The sequence below is a fragment of the Caulobacter zeae genome, assembly GCF_002858925.1.
Taxonomy (GTDB): domain Bacteria; phylum Pseudomonadota; class Alphaproteobacteria; order Caulobacterales; family Caulobacteraceae; genus Caulobacter; species Caulobacter zeae.
Genome location: NZ_PJRS01000045.1, coordinates 35,655 through 52,544, shown reverse-complemented (window position 1 = coordinate 52,544; position 16,890 = coordinate 35,655). Strand labels below are relative to the sequence as shown.

Sequence of the window (16,890 nt, the reverse complement as noted above, 5' to 3'; positions counted from 1 at the left end):
GTGCGCGGTCGTTAGGCGGGGAGAGCACTATGGTTTGACAACGCTGTCAACGCTTGGTTGTCCAAACCCGCTCGGCGAGCGAAAGTCCTCCTTAACCGACCGGGCCGAGGCTGCGAACTATGACCTCAAGACAAGCAGTGTGGCGGGAGGGCGCGCGGTGATCGTCGCGCTGCTGCAGGCCCGGATGAGTTCGACCCGCCTGCCGGGCAAGGTGCTGGCCGATGTCGTCGGGGCGCCGATGGTGCTGCGCCAGGTCGAGCGCCTGCGCCGCGTCGCCTCGATCGACCGGTTGATCACGGCGACCTCAAACCAGGCCAGCGACGATCCGCTGGCTGAAACGCTCGAGGCGGCGGGCGTCGAGGTGTTTCGCGGCTCGCTGGACGACGTGCTGGGCCGGTTCGCCGGGGCGGTGGCGGGGCTGGCGGACGATGACCTGATGCTGCGGCTGACGGCCGATTGCCCGCTGGCCGATCCGGTGCTGATCGAGGCGCTGATCGGCGAGCACCTGGCCAATGGCGCCGACTATTCGGCCACCACCCTGCCGCACCGGACCTATCCGATCGGGCTGGACGCCGAGATCCTGAGCGTCGGCCTGCTGCGGCTGATGGCGGCGGAGGCGGGCGACCCCTACGAGCGCGAGCACGTCACGCCTTTCGTCTATCGCCGGCCCGAGCGCTTCCGATTGGGCGGCCTGACCCAGGCGGTCGACGAGAGCCAGGTGCGCTGGACGGTCGACCTGCCGTCGGACCTCGATTTCGTGCGGGCGGTCTACGAGGCGCTCTATCCGGCCGAGCCTGCCTTCACCTCGGACGACATCCGGACGCTGGTGCGCGGTCGCCCCGACCTCGCCAGCCTGGGCGACCTGCCGCGGATCTAGGCGGCGGAAACGCCCGACAGGTCGAAGCCCTTGGCGATCAGCCGCTCGCGGGCGGCGTCGCGGGCGGCGCCGCGCCATTCGCTCTCCAGCAGGCCAAGGCCGATGACGTCGAGCGCCTGACCGCCCTTGACCACGTGGTTGCGCAGCACCGCCTCGCGGGTGAAGCCGAAGCCTTCGTGCAGGCGCCACACGGCCTTGTTGCTCTCGATGACCTCGCACCACAGCTTGGTCAGGCCCAGCACGCCGAATACGTATTCGATCACCCAGTATTCGACGAAGCTGCCGACGCCCAGGCCGCGCACCGACGGATCGGCCAGGTAGTAGGCCCAGGCGCAGCGGCGGTTCTTCAGGTCGATGTCGGCCAGGTTGGCCAGGCCCACCGGATGGCCGTCCAGTTCGATGACCCAGTAGCGAACGGCGGGGTTAGACCCCAGGCGGGAGAACCACGCGGCGTGCTCACCATGCGAGATCAGGTGGTCGCTGTACATGTAGGGAGCGACGGCGTCGGAGTTGCGCCATTCCAGCAGCCGCTCCTGATCGTGCGCCTCGACGGCGCGCAGGGTGACTGTGGGCATGACGGGGGTCTCGACGCTTGACGGGCTTACGCGCGGGTAAGTGTCAGAGGGGCGTCGCGCGATTGTTTCCGAAACGGGGCGAAATCAGGGCAATGAACCGGTCGGCCGTGCGGCGGGCGCCCAGGCCGTCGCAGACGCCCGCGGCGGCGGCCGACATGGCGCGCCAGGCGTCAGGGTCCTCGGCGAGGGCGGCGAAGGCGTTTTGGAGGTCGCCGTCCGACCTGGCGTCGAGCGACCGGTGCGCGCCGAGATCCGACAGCGCCTGGGCCGCCTCGCGCTGGTTGTCGGCCAGCACCAGCGAGAGCGTGGGCAGGGCGAGCACGCAGCGCTCCCAGCTGCTGGAGCCGGAGGCGCCGATGGCCAGGTCGGCCTCGGCGATCAGGCGCGGCATGTCGCGGCTGTCGATGTGCAGGGCCAGGCGCGGATCGAATGCGGCGATTTCACGCAGGCCCGGCAGGCTGGTCGCCAGGCCGCCGACCACGACGTCCAGGGCGCGCTCGCCCAGCACCGGCAGCAGGGTCTCGACGGTGCGGGCGGTGATCCCGCCGACGTCGGTCAGGCCAAGCGAGACCAGCACCCGCTCCACACGCCGCGTGCCCGCACGGCGGGCCAGGGCCTCATCGCGCAGGGCGGCGAAGGCCGGCGACAGCGCCGCATGGTTGGGGCCGAGCAGCAGTTGGGCGTGGGCGGGGACGAGGCCGGCATAGTCCTGCGCTCGCCGCGTCACCCCGGCGTCGACCAGCAGGTCGGCGGCCAGCGGGCGGTCGGCCAGGTCGTCGACCACCAGGGTCGGGCGGCCGGCGGCGATGCGGCGGTGGTCGCCTGCGTCGAGTTGGTAGTGGTCGAAGACGACGGCGTCGTAGCCGGCCGCGAGGTCGGCGGCGCCGGCCACGAGGTCGCAGTCGGCGAAGGTTCCGACGCAGAGGTCGGGCGAGGCGAAGGTCGCGGCGAGGCCCGCCACAGCGGGCGGCCCTGCGAATGCGCAGGCCGCGCCGGCGGCTTCGAGCGCCCGCGCCAGGTTGAGGCCGCGCATGAAGTGGCCGCCGCCGACGCTGGGGCCGGCGTTGACGACGAAAAGGATGCGTTCTCCAGCCATGCACCGGGCCTAGCACAGGCCCAGGCAGCGGGCGAGCGGGCTGTCAGGCCTGGGCCTGGTGCTCCACGTGGCCGTCCTGCACCTCGGTGCGCGAGAACACCTCTTCCTGGCCGTCCAGCAACAGTTCCTCGGCGGCGACATGGTCGCGTTCGGCCTCGGCCAGCACCTGCCGCAGGGCGTCGACCTCGGTGTCGGCCTCGACGAGCACGCTGCGCAGCGGGGCGTGGCCATCGCCCAGCCGGATCTCGATGCGCCATTGAGCGGACATGGTCGGGTCTCCCTTCAGCCAGACTGATAACGCAAGCGGCCGTCACAGGTTCGCCCGATGAGGGGCGAGGCGTTGCGCGATGCGCCCCGGTCGGCGAGGTTGCCGGCCGCGACACTGCTGGAAGGGATTCTATGGATCGGCGCGAAGCTTCGCTTGAAGGGATCAGCCGTCGTGGACTGATGGCCGGGGCGGCGGGCCTGGCCGGGCTGGCGGTGGCCGGCCGGGCGGCGGCGCAGGCGAGGGGCTCCCAGCGGGTCGAGGCGCTGATCGCCCAGATGACCATCGACGAGAAAGCCGGCCAGCTGTCGTGCTACGCCGACATGATCCGCCCGCCGGTGGGCGACATGAACCCCGCCATCAACCTGCGCAACACCCAGCAGCTGCTGGCCGAGACCCGGGCGGGGAAGATCGGCACGCTGATGAACGGCGTCGGCGTCGAGGGGGCCCTGCTGGCCCAGACCGCGGCGGTGGAGCATTCGCGCCTCGGTATTCCGCTGCTGCTGGCCGCCGACGTCATCCACGGCTTCAAGACCGTCTATCCGATCCCGCTGGCCGAGGCCGCCAGCTTCGACCCGCCGCTGGCCTATCGCACCGCCCGCGCCGCCGCGCAGGAAGCCACGGCCCACGGCCTGCACTGGACCTTCGCGCCGATGGTCGACGTCGCCCGCGACGAGCGCTGGGGCCGGGTGGCCGAGGGCTCGGGCGAGGACGTGTTCCTAGGGGAGGCGCTGGCCCAGGCCCGGGTGCGCGGCTTCCAGGGGCCGGACCTTAAGTCGCCGGACTCGATGCTGGCCTGCGCCAAGCACTTCGCCGCCTATGGCGCGGTGGCCGCGGGCATGGACTACAACACCGTCGAGCTGTCCGAAGCCACGCTGCGCGAGGTGCACCTGCCGCCGTTCCAGGCCGCCTTCGAGGCCGGGTGCCTGACCGCCATGTCGGCCTTCAACGACATCAACGGCGTGCCGGCCACGGCCAACAAGCGCCTGCTGACCGACCTGCTGCGCACCGAGTGGGGCTTCAAGGGCGTGGTCATCTCCGACTACACCGCCGACCAGGAACTGGTGGCCCACGGCTATGCCGCCGACGATCGCGACGCCGCGCGCCTGGCGATCCTGGCGGGCGTCGACATCAGCATGCAGAGCGGGCTCTACAGCCGCTACCTGCCCGAACTGGTCAAGAGCGGCGCCGTGCCGATGGCGGTGGTCGACCAGGCCGTGCGCCGGGTGCTGATGCTGAAGGAGGCCATCGGCCTGTTCGACCAGCCGTTCCGCTCGATCGACGCCAAGGCCCAGGCCGCCCGCACGGCGACGCCGGCCATGCGCGCGCTCTCCCGCGAGGCCGGCGCGGCCTCGATCGTGCTGCTGAAGAACGACGGGAATCTGCTGCCGCTGCCGCGCTCGGGCAAGCGCATCGCGCTGATCGGGCCGTTCGCCGACGACCGCGACAACATCCTGGGGCCGTGGGCCTTCTTCGGCGACAAGAGCCTGGGCGTCGACCTGGCCACGGGCTTCCGCCAGGCCATGGCCGACCCGAACCTGTTGCAGACCGTCAAGGGCAGCGACGTCGAGGCTTCCATTCCCGGCGGGATCGAGGCCGCGGTCGCCGCCGCCCGGGCCGCCGACATCGTCGTGCTGGCCATCGGCGAGGGCCAGAACATGTCGGGCGAGGCCCAGTCGCGCACCGAGATCGGCATACCCAAACCGCAGATGATGCTGGCCGAGGCCGTCGCCGCTGTCGGCCGCCCCACCGTCGTGCTGCTGCGCCACGGCCGGGCGCTGGTGCTGGACGGCGCGGTGAAGAACGCCCCGGCCATCCTGGCCACCTGGTTCCTGGGCACCGAGACCGGCCACGCGGTGGCAGACGTGGTGTTCGGGTCGGTGAACCCCTCGGGCCGCCTGCCGGTCAGCTTTCCCTACGAGAGCGGCCAGCAGCCCTACGCCTACAATCACCGCTCGACGGGCCGTCCGGCCCCGGCCGACAGCGAGATCCAGGAATACAAGGCCCGCTGGCGCACGGTGAGGAACGAGGCGCTGTACCCGTTCGGCCATGGCCTGGCCTACACCACCTTTTCCCTGTCGAACCTGAAGCTGTCGTCGCCGACCCTGGCCTGGAACGGCAAGTTGCAGGTCAGCGCCCGGGTGACCAACACCGGCAAGCGCGAGGGCGTGCATGTGGTGCAGCTCTACACCCGCGACCGGGTGGCCAGCCGCACGCGGCCGGTGCGCGAGCTCAAGCGCTTCCTGCGGGTGACCCTGAAGCCGGGCGAGAGCCGCGACATCACCTTCGAGCTGGAACGCGGCAGCCTGACCTTCTTCGGCGAGGGCGACCGCTGGGGCGCCGAGCCGGGCGTGTTCGACGTCTGGGTGGCCAGCAGCGCGGTGGACGGGCTGAACGCGCAGTTCACGCTGCTGGGGGCGTAGCCTCTTCGGCGAACAACCCCCGCACCCAGTCGTTGACGTAGCCGTCGATCACCAGGTGCACGCGGTCTTCGGTTCCGTGGTTGGCCACGCTGTGGGGGTCGGTGAGCTTGAGGTACCAGGCGCTGCCGGCCTCCATCACCACGCGGCGACTGTTCAGGCGGAAGTCGACGTCGGGATTGGTGACCACCGGCACGTGGAAGCGCACCAGCAGCGAGCCCGCGTCGAGGTCCTCGTCGTGGTGGGTCTTGATCACCGAGCCGGGGGCCAGCTTCATCAGCCGCACGCTGGTGGCCTGGAACGGGAAGGCGGCGATCACTTCGCGGAAATAGGGGCAGGGAGCCAGGAACGGCGTGTCCTCGAAGGCCGTCGCGCCGGGATCCGAATAGATCATCATCACCGGATGGCTGGCGCCGGCCTGGCAGCGCAGGGGGATGACGCTCCAGTCGCCGTCGTAGTTCTGGGTGACGAAGTGGGCGATCCAGTCGGCGCCGGCGGTCAGGGCCTCGAGGTCGGCGCGCAGGCGGATCGGATCGAAGGCGAGCGGCAGCTTCAGGCGGTCTGGAAATCCCATCGCCCGAGCCTATTGTGCCGCCCTTCAACCGACAAGGGCCAGGGGCGGGCATGCAACTTACGGCGGACGCGACGCGGGATCTGGACGTCTTCATGGCGCGGCTGGCCGAGGACGTGAGCGCCTGCGCCAGGCTCGCCGACCATTTCCGCGACGAGGACTTCGCCCACGAGGCGCAGGCGCTCGCCGCCGCCTGGGGTCTGGCCGCGCCGGGGCTGACCGAGCGGCTGACGCGGCGGGGCGTGGTCCCGCGTGCGGTCGCGCCGGCGGCCGGCTGGCTGCCGGTCGCCGTCTCGCCGGGCGAGGACGCGGTCGACTGGGCGTTCTTCGGCGCGCGGCGGCTGGAGGAATCGTTCTTCGGCGAGAGCGTGCCCAAGGTCTGGTCGGCGCCGCTGAACCGGCTGCTGCGCCTGCGTACGCCGCTGTCGGCGCTGGAGGGGCTGGCGGGACCGGTCCCCGACGGCCTCGTCTTCCACATGTCGCGCTGCGGCTCGACCCTGCTGGGCCGGATGCTGGGCGCGCCGGAAGGGGCGACCGTGCTGTCGGAGGCCGCGCCGATCGACCACGTCGTGCGGGGCGACCTACCCCCCGACCGCAAGGTCGCCCTGCTGCGCGGCGTGGTGGCGGCGTTGGGCCGGGCGCGCGGGGCGGGGGACGAGCGATTGTTCCTCAAGCTGGACTGCTGGCACGCCCGCTTCTTCGACCTCTTCCGCGAGGCTTTTCCGCGGACGCGGTGGCTGCACCTCTATCGCGCGCCAGCCGAGGTGATGGTCTCGCACGCCCGCTCGCCGGGCATGCAGATGGTTCCGCAGGTGGTGGCGCCGGCCGTGTTCGGCCTGGCGCAGCCGGCGACGCCGGACGCCGACTACCAGGCCGCCGTGCTGGCGGCGATCGGCGAGGCGATGCTGGCGGCCTTCGCGGCCGACGGGGAGGGGCTGCTGGTGAACTACGAGACGTTGCCGGGGGCGGCGGCGGGTCGCGTGCTGCCGCATTTCGGCTGGGCGCCTGATGCCCTCGAGAGCGAGGCGATGACGGCGGCGGCGGCGATCGACGCCAAGGCGCCCGAGCGGGCGTTCAGGCCGGACGGGGCGGCCAAGCGAGCCGAGGTCGATCCGGCGATCCGGGCGGCCTGCGCGGCCCGGCTGGACGACCTGCACGCGCGGCTGGAAGCGGCGGGCGGCCCTTCGACAAGCTCAGGGTGAGATCGCCGAACGAGCGGCCTTGGACTTGGTCCTCATCCTGAGCTTGTCGAAGGACGAGGACTGCGCAGGGCGCTGGACAGATTGTCAGGAAGTAGGGTGGAAGGGACGCATCTGGGATTGGGGGGGTGATGCGCCCCTTCCGGTCGCGGCGTGTCCGGGGGGATGCCGCCGCGATCAGCCCCGCACCGTCGCGCGGGGATCGGTTGGGGGAGGGGCCTTACCCTCCCCGATCAGTTCAGGACCCCTTGCCGGCGGGAGCGCCGCCGCCGAGGACCTTGTAGAGCGTGACCAGGTTGCTGGCCCGGGCCAGGCGCGCGTTGATCAGGCCCTGCTGGGCCGAATACTGCGTGCGCTGGGCGTCGAGCAGGACGAGCGAGCTGTCGACGCCGCGGTCGTAGCGCAGCTTGGTCAGGCGCGCGGTGTCGGCGGCGGCGGCGGCCACCCGTTCCTGGGCGGCCAGGCGATCGCCGATCGTGGCCTGAGTGGCCAGGGCGTCGGAAACCTCGCGGAAGGCCGTCTGCACGGTCTTCTCGTAGGTCGCCACGGCGATCTTCTGGCCGGCCTTGGCGCTGTCGAGCCCGGCCTTGTTGGCCCCGCCGGCGAAGATCGGCACGCTGATGCTGGGGGCGAAGCTCCAGCTCTTGGTGCCGCTCTTGAACAGGCCGTCGAGGTCGGCGCTGGCGCTGCCGTACGAGCCGGTCAGGCTGATGCGCGGGAAGAAGGCCGCGCGGGCCGCGCCGATATTGGCGTTGGCGCCCATCAGGCTGTGCTCGGCGGCCAGCACGTCGGGACGACGGGTCAGCACGTCCGAGGCCACGCCCGCCGGCAGATCGGGAAGGATCTGGGCGGTGATCAGGCCGCCGGCGGGCTGCAGGTCGGCCGGAACTTCCGTACCGGCCAGCAGTCGCAGGGCGTTCTTGTCGCGCTCGACCTGGGCCGTGTAGGTCGCCACGTCCGAACGGGCGGTCTCGGCCAGGGTCTGCGAGGTGCGCAGGTCCAGCTGCGAGGCCGCGCCGACGTCGAACTGGCGCTGGGCCAGGGCGAGGCTGTCTTCACGGCTCTTCAGCGTGTCCTTGGCCAGGGCCAGCAGGTCCTGGTCGGCCGCCAGGGTCAGCCAGGCGTTGGCCGTCTCGGCGATCAGGCTGATCTGCGTCGCCCGGGCGGTCTCCTCGGTGGCCAGGTAGCTGTGCAGCGCCTGGTCCTTGAGGCTGCGCACGCGCCCGAAAATGTCGAGCTCGTACGAGGTGACGCCGACGGTGGCGTTGTAGTTCTCGATCTCCAGCGAGCCCGAGCCGCCGATCGCCGAGCCGAAGCCCGAAGCCGCCGTCGGGGTCTCGCTCTTGGTGCCCGAGAGCGTGCCGTTGACCGTCGGCAGCAGGGCCGCGCGCTGGATGCGATAGGTGGCGCGGGCCTGCTCGATGTTGAGCACCGCGACCCGCAGGTCGCGGTTGTTGGCCAGGGCCAGGTCGATGGTCCCCGCCAGGCGGGGATCCTCGAACACCTGCTTCCAGGCGAGGTCGCCTGCCGAAGCCGCCTGGCCGTTGGCCGAAGCCGTGGGCCAGGTCGTGGCGACCGGCAGGGCCGGTCGCTCGTACTTGGGGGCCATGGTGCAGGCAGTCAGCGCGCTGGCCGCCAGCAGGGTGAGGGTGAGGTTACGAAGCATCATCTCAGTGGCTTTCCACCGGAGCGGCGGGGGCCTCGTCGTGGTGACGGGGCTTGGGCTTGAAGATCCGTTCCACGATCACGAAGAACAGCGGGACGAAGAAGATCGCCAGGATGGTCGCCGACAGCATGCCGCCGATGACGCCCGTGCCGATCGCGTGCTGGCTGCCCGAGCCGGCCCCGTTGGAGATCGCCAGCGGCAGAACGCCGAAGACGAAGGCCAGCGAGGTCATGATGATCGGGCGCAGACGGATGCGGACGGCTTCCAGCGTGGCTTCCACCAGGTTGCCGGTGCGCTCGTAGATCTCCTTGGCGAACTCGACGATCAGGATGGCGTTCTTGGCCGCCAGGCCCATGGTCGTGAGCAGGCCCACCTGGAAGTAGATGTCGTTGCTCAGGCCGCGCAGGGTGGTCGCCAGCAGGGCGCCGACGATGCCGAGCGGGATGACCATGATGACCGACAGCGGGATCGACCAGCTCTCGTAGAGGGCCGCCAGCAGCAGGAACACCACCAGGATCGAGATCGCGTACAGGGCCGGAGCCTGGTTGCCCGCTTCACGTTCCTGGGCCGACAGGCCGGTCCATTCGAAGCCGATGCCGGCCGGCAGCTGGGCGGCGATCTTCTCCATGGCCGCCATCGCGTCGCCCGAGCTCTTGCCCGGGGCCGGAGCACCCTGGATGTTCATCGACGACAGGCCGTTGTAGCGCTCCAGACGCGGCGAGCCGTAGACCCAGCGGGTCGTGGCGAAGGCCGAGAAGGGCACCATCTGGCCGCTGCTGTTGCGGACGTACCAGTTGTTCAGGTCTTCGGGCTTCATGCGGTAGGGCGCGTCGGCCTGCATGTAGACCTTCTTCACCCGGCCGCGGTCGATGAAGTCGTTGACGTACGAACCGCCCCACGCCGCGCTGAGCGCCGCGTTGATGTCGGCCGTGGTCAGGCCCATCGAGCCGGCCTTGGCCTGGTCGATGTCGATCTTCAGCTGCGGGGTGTCTTCCTGGCCGTTGGGACGCACGCCGACCAGGTTGGGATCCTGGCCAGCCATGCCCAGGACCTGGTTGCGGGCCGCGGTGAGGGCGTCATGGCCCACGCCGCCGATGTCCTGCAGCTGGAAGTCGAAGCCCGACGAGGTGCCCAGTTCCGGCACGGCCGGCGGCACGACGGCGAACACCATCGCATCGCGGATCTGCAGGAACTTGCCCATGGCGCGGCCGGCGACGGCCGGAGCCTTGAGGTTGGCGGCCTTGCGTTCGTCGAAGTCCTTCAGGCGTACGAAGGCGAGACCGGCGTTCTGGCCGGCGCCGCTGAAGCTGAAGCCCGAGACGGTGAACACCGACTGCACGGCTTCCTTCTCGTCGTCCATGAAGTGGCTGCGGACCTGGTCGAGGACGCCCAGGGTGCGTTCCTCGGTGGCGCCCGGCGGCAGCTGGACGAGGGTGATCATGATCCCCTGGTCTTCTTCCGGCAGGAAGGCGCTGGGCAGGCGGACGAACAGCAGGCCCATGACCAGGATGATCACGCCGTAGATGGCCATCCAGCGGACACTGCGGCCGAGGATCTTGCGGACCCCGCCCTGATAGCGTCCCGAGACGTCGTTGAAGCTGCGGTTGAACCAGTTGAAGAAGCGGTTGAAGAAGTTGATCACCGCACCGAGCGCGCCCGGATGATCGGTGCGCAGAGCCTCGCCGTGGGCGCGGTCATGCGGCTTCAGCATGGTGGCGCAGAGCGCCGGCGTCAGCACCAGGGCGACCACGACCGACAGCATCATCGCCGAGACGATGGTGATCGAGAACTGGCGGTAGATGACGCCTTGCGAACCGCTGAAGAAGGCCATCGGCACGAACACCGCCGACAGCACCAGGGCGATGCCGATCAGGGCGCCGGTGATCTCGCCCATCGACTTGCGGGTGGCCTCGACGGGGGAGAGGCCCTCCTCGCTCATCACCCGCTCGACGTTCTCGACCACGACGATGGCGTCGTCGACGAGCAGGCCGATGGCCAGCACGAGGCCGAACATGGTCAGGGTGTTGATGGAGTAGCCGAAGGCCGCGAGGATGCCGAAGGTGCCCAGGAGGACGACCGGGACGGCGATGGTCGGGATCAGGGTGGCGCGCCAGTTCTGCAGGAACAGGAACATGACGATGAAGACCAGGATGATGGCTTCAACCAGCGTCTTGATCACTTCGTGGATCGACAGTTCCACGAACGGCGTGGAGTCGTAGGGAACGACGTACTTGTAGCCGGCCGGGAAGGTCTTCTCGAGCGTTGCCATCTGCTCCTTCACCGCCTTGGCGGTGTCGAGGGCGTTGGCGCCCGGGGCCAGGCGGATGGCCAGACCCGCGGCCGGACGGCCGTTGAACTTGGCGGTCGAGACGTAGCTTTCGGCGCCCAGCTCGACGCGGGCGACGTCGCGCAGGCGGACCAGGGCCCCGCCCGTGCTGTTCTTGACGATGATGTTCTCGAACTCTTCGGGCGTCTGCAGGCGCGACTGGGCCGTGATCGTGGCGTTCAGGCCCGTGCCCGGCAGGTTGGGCGTGCCGCCCAGCTGGCCGGCCGAAACCTGCGCGTTCTGGGCCTGGATGGCCGCCGACACGTCCGAAGGCGTCAGGCTGTAGGACGACAGCTTGTTCGGGTCGAGCCAGATGCGCATGGCGTACTGGGCGCCGAACAGCTGCACTTCGCCGACACCGTCGACGCGGCTCAGCGGGTCCTGGATGTTGGACGCGATGTAGTCGGCCAGGTCGGTGTTGGTGGTGGCGTTGCTCTCCGAATAGAGGCCGACGACCATCATGAAGTTACGGGCCGACTTGGCGACCGTCAGGCCTTGCTGCTGCACTTCCTGCGGCAGCAGGGCGGTGGCAGTCTGCAGCTTGTTCTGGACCTGCACCTGGGCGATGTCGATGTCGGTGCCGGCCTTGAAGGTCAGGGTGACCGTGGCCGAGCCCGAGCTGTCGCTGGTCGACGACATGTAATCCAGGCCGTCGAGGCCCTTCATCTTCTGTTCGATGACCTGGGTGACGCTGTCCTCGACCGTCTTGGCCGAGGCGCCCGGATAGTTGGCGGAGACCGAGACCTGCGGCAGGGCGATCTCGGGATACTGCGCGATCGGCAGCGTGCGGATGGCGAGCGCCCCCGCCAGCATGATCACGATCGCGACCACCCATGCGAAGATGGGTCTGTCGATGAAGAAACGGGACAGCATTGTGGGCCGGCCTTAGCGTTGAGCGGTGATGACGGCGGCCTTCACGGGCGCGCCAGGACGGACCTTCTGCAGGCCTTCGACGATGACCTGGTCGCCGACCTTCAGGCCGGAGGTGACCAGCCACTTGTCGCCGACCGTCTGGCCGACGGTGATCGGACGGATCTCGGCCACGCCCTTGGCGCCGACCACGGTGACCGTGGCGTTGCCCTTCGGGTCGCGGCTGACGCCGGCCTGCGGGATCAGCACGCCGTTGGAGGCCACGCCCTTGCCCAGGGTGGCGCGAACGTACATGCCCGGCAGCAGCGTGCCGTTCGGGTTGTCGAAGGTGGCGCGCAGGCCGAACGAGCCGGTGGTCTGGTCGACGGTGACGTCGGCGAAGTCCAGGCGGCCCTGCACCGGGTAGGTCGAGCCGTCTTCCAGCTTCAGGCTGACCTGGGCCGAACCCGAGCGGCCCAGCTGGCCGCCGGCGAGATCACGCTGCAGCTGCAGCAGTTCGGCCGACGACTGGGTCAGGTCGACATAGATCTTGTCGAGGTTCTGGATGGTGGCCAGGGCCGTGGCCTGGCTGGCGGTGACCAGGGCGCCGGGGGTCACCGAGCTCTTGCCGATGCGGCCCGAGATCGGGGCGACCACGCGGGTCCAGCCCAGGTTGATGCGGGCGTTCTCGACCGCGGCCTTCTGGGCGGCGACGTTCGCGGCGGCCTGCTGGGCGGCGGCCTGGGCGTCGTCGTTGTCCTGCTTGGAGACGGCGTTGACCGCGACCAGTTCCTTGTAGCGGTCGGCCTTCAGCTTGGCGGCGGTGTAGGTCGCCTGGGCCTGGGCCAGGCCCGCCTGGGCGCTGTTGAGCGACGCCTGGAAGGTGGCCGGCTCGATCTGGTAGAGCGGCTGACCGGCGCGGACGTAGGAGCCTTCCTGGAACAGGCGGGCCTTGACGATGCCGCCGACCTGCGGACGCACTTCCGAGACCAGATAGGCCGAGGTGCGGCCTTGCAGTTCGCTGGTCAGGGTCACCGGCTCGGTCTTGACGACCACGACGCCCACGGGCGTGGGACCGCCCGCGCCCATGCCGCCCGCGGCTCCGCCCTTGCCTTGCCCGCAGGCGGCGAGGGTGAGCGAGACAGCCGCCAGAAGAACCGCCGAAGCGGCGAGCGGACGTTTGATAGCCATGGATATCCCCGGAGCGACAGGCTGCCGCAGGGGGGGAGGTCCCCTTGACGACGCGCCTATGATGAACAATTTGAGAATGAACGTTCATTCTCAATTGCGCTGGACATAGGCCCGGGGTAAGGCGAAGTCAACACCCCGTCCTGTCGGCCCAGTTGACCTGACGGAAATGTAATGGAGAACGGGACCGCTCGATGGTCGACGTGAGTTCAAACGCCAAGCCGACGCCCGAGGCGCGGCGGCAACAGATTCTGGACGCGGCCTGTGACGTGGTGCGCCAGGCCGGCTTCCATGGCGCCAGCATGGCCGAGATCGCCAAGGCCGCGGGCCTGAGCGTGGGCCAGATCTATCGCTACTTCGAGAACAAGGAAGCCATGGTCGCGGCGATCGTCGCCCAGGACCTGGCCGAGATGCGCGAGAAGTTCGCCGAGCTGGAAAGCCGGCCGGGCACGCTGCTCGACGCCATGCTCGACCACATCGATGAGGCGGTCAGCAAGTGCTACGACCCGCGCCGCGCGCCGCTGGTGCTGGAGGTGATGGCCGAGGCCTCGCGCAATCCCAAGGTCGCCGCGATCGTCCGCGCCGCCGACGACCAGGAGCGCGCCCTGGCCAGCCAGATGCTGGAGCGCAGCCGCAAGCCCGAATGGAGCGAGGCAGAGTTCGCCGCCCGCACCGAACTGATCGGCGCGATGTTCGACGGCCTGGTCATCCGCAGCGTCAACCACCCCGAGCAGGACCGCCAGGCCATGGCCACGGTCATGAAGTCGGTTTTGGCCTGCCTGCTGGGGTAAGCGGTTTCCGCAGGCGGGGCTGCCTGGTTCCGTCATCCCGGCCGTAGTCCCCCGGGTCCCGGATAGCCGTTGCGCGGCTTCCGGATGACGTGGAGTTTTGATCCGCGCCCTACGGCACGAGATATCGCCGCAGGGCCGGGACCGCGACCGCCAGTTCGTCGGTGACGATCTTCGAAAAGTAGTCTGCGCCGTCGCGGCCCAGGTGGGTGTAGTCGAACGACAGCTTGGCCTGGCCCATCGGTTCGACGGCGGCGTTGTTCTGGGCCTGCTGGGCCGGGGCGGGGCTAGCGCCGGGCGTGGCCGGAGCGGCCGGCTGGGCGCTGATCGTGGCGCCGGTCCTGGCGGCGGCCAGCACCTCGGGCGAGGGCGGCACCTGGGCGAAGCGGGTGGCTTCGGCCGCGCCCATGGCCTGGACGGCGGCGTAGGACTTGGCGTGCAGGTCGACGAGCGGGGTCTTGGTCTCCGCCGCGACCTTGCGGGTCGCTTCGGCCCACGGGCCCAGGTCGTCGATCAGCTTGCCGTCCTTGAACTGCCGGCGAGTCAGCGGCGTGACCAGCACCGGCTTGCCGCCGGCGGCGCGCACCTCTTCCACGTAGCGCTTGAGGTTGGCGGGGTATTCGGTGGCCAGGTCGGTCGAGCGGCCCGGCTTGCCCGGCTGGTCGTTGTGGCCGAACTGGATCAGCACATAGGTGTCGGTGAAGCCGCCCGATCCGATCTCCTTCATGGCCAGCCGCCACGAGCCCTCGGTGCGGTAGTTGCCGCTGGAGCGGCCGCCGCGCGCCAGGTTGATGCAGGCGGCGAACGAGGTGACGTGCTGGCCGCAGAAGCTGGGCCCCCAGCCGCCGATCACGGCGGTGGTCGAGTCGCCGATCAGCACGATCTTCACGGCGCGGAACATCGGCGGCTCGGGTTCTGCGACGGGCGCTTGGGCGTGGGCGGCCATCGGGGCGGTCGCCAGGGCGGCGGCGAGGAGGAGGGACTTCATCACAACTCCGAAAATGGCTCGTCATCCCGGCCGTAGCGAAGCGGAGAGCCGGGACCCAGGGGCCGCCGCACTACGCTTGGCCCCTGGGTCCCGGATAAGCGCTGCGCGCTTTCCGGGATGACGATGAAGGGGATGGGGAGGATCTGAGGGCCTAGTCCAGAGCCCGGTACTTGAAGTTCCGGAACCGGGCCGAGCCCTTGCCGGCGGCGTAGAGGCCCGGCTTGAGCATCAGGAAGCCGCCGCGCACATTGTGGTGGTAGCCGCTGACCTCCATGCCGCGGTCGAACCGCTTCCAGGTCTTGCCGCCGTCGCCGCTGGTGTGGAAGGCGACGATGTGGCGATTGTTGCGCAGGCGCATGAGCATCTTGGAGCCATGCGGGTTGGCGGGGCGCCCGCGTTCGATGCCGTACTGGTGGGTGACGAAGTTCTTGGTGTCGAAACCCAGGCCGCAATAGAGCTGGCGGTCGTAGAACAGGATCAGGCCCGCGCGGGTCTCCGGATCGATCTCGATCTCGCACTCGATCTCGTAGGCCTGGTCGCCGTTGACGAAGATCAGCGGCGAGCCTGTTGAGGGGGCCTCGCCCGCGCCCTTGAGGCTCAGCACGCCGTTCGAGCGGCTGATGCGGTCCTGCTCGCCCGGCTTGGGATCGAAGAAGTTCCACTGCACGCCGTACTTGTCGGTCGAGAAGTCGTCCGACAGCGCCATGCCGTGCTGCACCGCCGTGCCGCCTTTCGGCTTCCTGATCGGCTTGGCCAGGTCGCCGCCGCCGATGTCGAACCAGTCGTCCTTGGTCCAGGTGACCGGGGCCAGCAGGGTCTGGCGGCCCAGCGTCCAGAAGCCGTTCTCGTAGCCGTGATAGACGCTCCACCACTCGCCGCCCGAGCCCTCGACCAGGGTGGCGTGGCCGCGCGACCACCACTTCTCGGCGTTGTCGACGGTGCGCACCAGCGGGTTCTTCGGGTGGTTCTCCCACGGGCCGCCCAACGACCTGGCGCGCGCGGCGATGACCATGTGGCCGGTCGGCGGGCCGGCCGTGCCGCCCACGGCGGTGATCATGTAGAAGTACTCGCCCTTCTTCATGACCTTGGGGCCTTCGGGCGAGAAGCCCTCGACGTCCCAGTCGTCCGGATAGCGCCAGGGATTGTAGACGTGCTCGGGCTTGCCGACCGTCGACAGGCCGTCGGGGGCCAGCTTGATGCGGTCGCCGCCCGACAGGAACAGCCAGCGCTCGCCGTTCTCGTCGACGATGTGGCCGGGGTCGATGTAGCCGGGCAGCTTCAGGTCGATCGGCTCTGACCACGGGCCCTCGATCTTGTCGGCCCAGATCACGTAGCTGGTGTTGTTCTTGGGGAACTTGGCCGGGATGTAGAGGTAGTAGCGGCCCTTGTGCTTGCACAGCTCCGGCGCCCAGACCGAGCCGATGTTGGTCTTCAGGGCCGGTCCCACCGGCGCCCAGTTCACCAGGTCCTTCGAATGCCAGATCAGCAGGCCCGGATAGGCGTCGAACGACGAGTGGGTCATGTAGTAGTCGTCGCCGTCCTTGAGGATCGACGGGTCGGGCCGGTCGCCGGCCAGGATCGGATTGAGGAAGGTCCCGTCGCCCAGGTCGGCCTTGCGCTGGCCTTCGACGCCCTTGGTCCAGGTGGGGCCCGTCTTGGGCTTGGCGGGCAGGGAGCCGACGCCTTCGGCGGCGGAGGTGGAAGGCAGGGCGGCTGCGGCTGCCGCTCCAGTCAGTAGGGAGCCCAGGGCTCCGCGTCGGCTGAGGTCCGCCATCCTTGTTCCTTCCCAACTCCTGGCCGCGCGAACTGACGCCGCGTCGGCTTGTTACCGGTCACTTAAGCGGCGGATCGCCGCTTTGTCTACCGGTGTCATCGCCCATTTTCCGACGATAACGCTGTCAGAAGCGCGGGCAAAAGAAAACGCCCGGGAGCGGCGCTCCCGGGCGTTTGTCTGGTTGGGGAACCTCCCCCTGTGGGGGAGGTGTCGCCGAAGGTGACGGTGGGGGGACGTTTTCAACCGCCTAAGCAGTGGCCTTCCTCCCCCCACCGACCGCTTAGCGGTCGCCTCCCCCACAGGGGGAG

General features: G+C 69.7%; 13 protein-coding genes and 1 pseudogene. 5 read left to right on the top strand and 9 right to left on the bottom strand.

Features of this window, described 5'->3' with window-relative positions:
- The first annotated feature begins 157 nt into the window (after positions 1 to 157).
- Positions 158 to 877, top strand: coding sequence for a cytidylyltransferase domain-containing protein (locus SGCZBJ_RS21680; protein ID WP_101720008.1), 720 nt, complete (start codon positions 158 to 160; stop codon positions 875 to 877).
- Here SGCZBJ_RS21680 and pseH read toward each other — a convergent pair.
- Genes pseH through SGCZBJ_RS21665 form a run of 3 tightly spaced genes read right to left on the bottom strand, consistent with a single transcriptional unit; the run spans position 874 to position 2,816 of the window.
- Positions 874 to 1,452 (bottom strand): UDP-4-amino-4,6-dideoxy-N-acetyl-beta-L-altrosamine N-acetyltransferase, encoded by a 579-nt coding sequence (gene pseH, locus SGCZBJ_RS21675; protein WP_101720007.1) that lies wholly within the window; start codon positions 1,450 to 1,452, stop codon positions 874 to 876. The two genes, SGCZBJ_RS21680 and pseH, sit on opposite strands and share 4 nt — an antisense overlap.
- A 43-nt stretch (positions 1,453 to 1,495) precedes the next feature.
- A complete protein-coding gene (gene pseG, locus SGCZBJ_RS21670) occupies positions 1,496 to 2,548 on the bottom strand; it encodes a UDP-2,4-diacetamido-2,4,6-trideoxy-beta-L-altropyranose hydrolase (RefSeq protein ID WP_101720006.1) in 1,053 nt (350 codons plus the stop codon).
- A 43-nt stretch (positions 2,549 to 2,591) separates the two neighbouring features.
- Positions 2,592 to 2,816 carry a hypothetical protein gene (locus tag SGCZBJ_RS21665; protein ID WP_101720005.1) on the bottom strand — a complete coding sequence of 75 codons (225 nt, stop codon included), beginning with the start codon at positions 2,814 to 2,816 and terminating at the stop codon, positions 2,592 to 2,594.
- Positions 2,817 to 2,947: 131 nt separating this feature from the next.
- Here SGCZBJ_RS21665 and SGCZBJ_RS21660 point away from each other — a divergent pair, with 131 nt between their 5' ends.
- Positions 2,948 to 5,236 carry a glycoside hydrolase family 3 N-terminal domain-containing protein gene (locus SGCZBJ_RS21660; protein ID WP_101720004.1) on the top strand — a complete coding sequence of 763 codons (2,289 nt, stop codon included), beginning with the start codon at positions 2,948 to 2,950 and terminating at the stop codon, positions 5,234 to 5,236.
- On the opposite strand, the gene SGCZBJ_RS21655 is transcribed toward SGCZBJ_RS21660, so the two are convergent.
- Entirely contained in the window at positions 5,217 to 5,807 is a 591-nt protein-coding gene (locus SGCZBJ_RS21655) for an aspartyl/asparaginyl beta-hydroxylase domain-containing protein (protein WP_101720003.1), read from the bottom strand. The genes SGCZBJ_RS21660 and SGCZBJ_RS21655 overlap by 20 nt on opposite strands.
- A gap of 50 nt (positions 5,808 to 5,857) precedes the next feature.
- Here SGCZBJ_RS21655 and SGCZBJ_RS25800 point away from each other — a divergent pair, with 50 nt between their 5' ends.
- Positions 5,858 to 7,006 (top strand): sulfotransferase family protein, encoded by a 1,149-nt coding sequence (locus tag SGCZBJ_RS25800; RefSeq protein ID WP_101720002.1) that lies wholly within the window; start codon positions 5,858 to 5,860, stop codon positions 7,004 to 7,006.
- A 235-nt stretch (positions 7,007 to 7,241) separates the two neighbouring features.
- Here the strand turns inward: SGCZBJ_RS25800 and SGCZBJ_RS21645 are convergent, their stop codons facing one another.
- Genes SGCZBJ_RS21645 through SGCZBJ_RS21635 form a run of 3 tightly spaced genes read right to left on the bottom strand, consistent with a single transcriptional unit; the run spans position 7,242 to position 13,035 of the window.
- The gene (locus SGCZBJ_RS21645; protein WP_101720040.1) at positions 7,242 to 8,669 is read right to left on the bottom strand and encodes an efflux transporter outer membrane subunit; all 1,428 of its coding nucleotides are present in this window, start codon (positions 8,667 to 8,669) and stop codon (positions 7,242 to 7,244) included.
- A 4-nt stretch (positions 8,670 to 8,673) separates the two neighbouring features.
- The gene (locus SGCZBJ_RS21640; RefSeq protein WP_101720001.1) at positions 8,674 to 11,868 is read right to left on the bottom strand and encodes an efflux RND transporter permease subunit; all 3,195 of its coding nucleotides are present in this window, start codon (positions 11,866 to 11,868) and stop codon (positions 8,674 to 8,676) included.
- Positions 11,869 to 11,880: 12 nt separating this feature from the next.
- Positions 11,881 to 13,035, bottom strand: a complete 1,155-nt coding sequence (locus tag SGCZBJ_RS21635) for an efflux RND transporter periplasmic adaptor subunit (protein ID WP_101720000.1) — start codon at positions 13,033 to 13,035, stop codon at positions 11,881 to 11,883.
- Between the two features lie 191 nt (positions 13,036 to 13,226).
- Here SGCZBJ_RS21635 and SGCZBJ_RS21630 point away from each other — a divergent pair, with 191 nt between their 5' ends.
- Positions 13,227 to 13,823 carry a TetR/AcrR family transcriptional regulator gene (locus SGCZBJ_RS21630; protein ID WP_101719999.1) on the top strand — a complete coding sequence of 199 codons (597 nt, stop codon included), beginning with the start codon at positions 13,227 to 13,229 and terminating at the stop codon, positions 13,821 to 13,823.
- Between the two features lie 109 nt (positions 13,824 to 13,932).
- On the opposite strand, the gene SGCZBJ_RS21625 is transcribed toward SGCZBJ_RS21630, so the two are convergent.
- Complete coding sequence (locus SGCZBJ_RS21625; protein WP_101719998.1) at positions 13,933 to 14,808, bottom strand: rhamnogalacturonan acetylesterase; 876 nt, start codon at positions 14,806 to 14,808, stop codon at positions 13,933 to 13,935.
- A 13-nt stretch (positions 14,809 to 14,821) separates the two neighbouring features.
- Here SGCZBJ_RS21625 and SGCZBJ_RS26270 point away from each other — a divergent pair.
- A pseudogene (locus SGCZBJ_RS26270) lies at positions 14,822 to 14,903 on the top strand (hypothetical protein); the annotation flags it as partial.
- Between the two features lie 56 nt (positions 14,904 to 14,959).
- Here SGCZBJ_RS26270 and SGCZBJ_RS21620 read toward each other — a convergent pair.
- Positions 14,960 to 16,582 (bottom strand): family 43 glycosylhydrolase, encoded by a 1,623-nt coding sequence (locus tag SGCZBJ_RS21620; RefSeq protein ID WP_101719997.1) that lies wholly within the window; start codon positions 16,580 to 16,582, stop codon positions 14,960 to 14,962.
- Positions 16,583 to 16,890: the final 308 nt, after the last annotated feature.

What these genes read in the sequence shown, in the direction of transcription:
- SGCZBJ_RS21630 (WP_101719999.1), top strand. Translation starts at nt 13,227, where the DNA reads ATGGTCGACGTGAGTTCAAACGCCAAGCCGACGCCCGAGGCGCGGCGG.
- SGCZBJ_RS21655 (WP_101720003.1), bottom strand. Translation starts at nt 5,807, where the DNA reads ATGGGATTTCCAGACCGCCTGAAGCTGCCGCTCGCCTTCGATCCGATC.
- SGCZBJ_RS21640 (WP_101720001.1), bottom strand. Translation starts at nt 11,868, where the DNA reads ATGCTGTCCCGTTTCTTCATCGACAGACCCATCTTCGCATGGGTGGTC.
- SGCZBJ_RS21635 (WP_101720000.1), bottom strand. Translation starts at nt 13,035, where the DNA reads ATGGCTATCAAACGTCCGCTCGCCGCTTCGGCGGTTCTTCTGGCGGCT.
- pseG (WP_101720006.1), bottom strand. Translation starts at nt 2,548, where the DNA reads ATGGCTGGAGAACGCATCCTTTTCGTCGTCAACGCCGGCCCCAGCGTC.
- SGCZBJ_RS21665 (WP_101720005.1), bottom strand. Translation starts at nt 2,816, where the DNA reads ATGTCCGCTCAATGGCGCATCGAGATCCGGCTGGGCGATGGCCACGCC.
- SGCZBJ_RS21620 (WP_101719997.1), bottom strand. Translation starts at nt 16,582, where the DNA reads ATGGCGGACCTCAGCCGACGCGGAGCCCTGGGCTCCCTACTGACTGGA.
- SGCZBJ_RS25800 (WP_101720002.1), top strand. Translation starts at nt 5,858, where the DNA reads ATGCAACTTACGGCGGACGCGACGCGGGATCTGGACGTCTTCATGGCG.
- SGCZBJ_RS21660 (WP_101720004.1), top strand. Translation starts at nt 2,948, where the DNA reads ATGGATCGGCGCGAAGCTTCGCTTGAAGGGATCAGCCGTCGTGGACTG.
- SGCZBJ_RS21645 (WP_101720040.1), bottom strand. Translation starts at nt 8,669, where the DNA reads ATGCTTCGTAACCTCACCCTCACCCTGCTGGCGGCCAGCGCGCTGACT.
- SGCZBJ_RS21625 (WP_101719998.1), bottom strand. Translation starts at nt 14,808, where the DNA reads ATGAAGTCCCTCCTCCTCGCCGCCGCCCTGGCGACCGCCCCGATGGCC.
- pseH (WP_101720007.1), bottom strand. Translation starts at nt 1,452, where the DNA reads ATGCCCACAGTCACCCTGCGCGCCGTCGAGGCGCACGATCAGGAGCGG.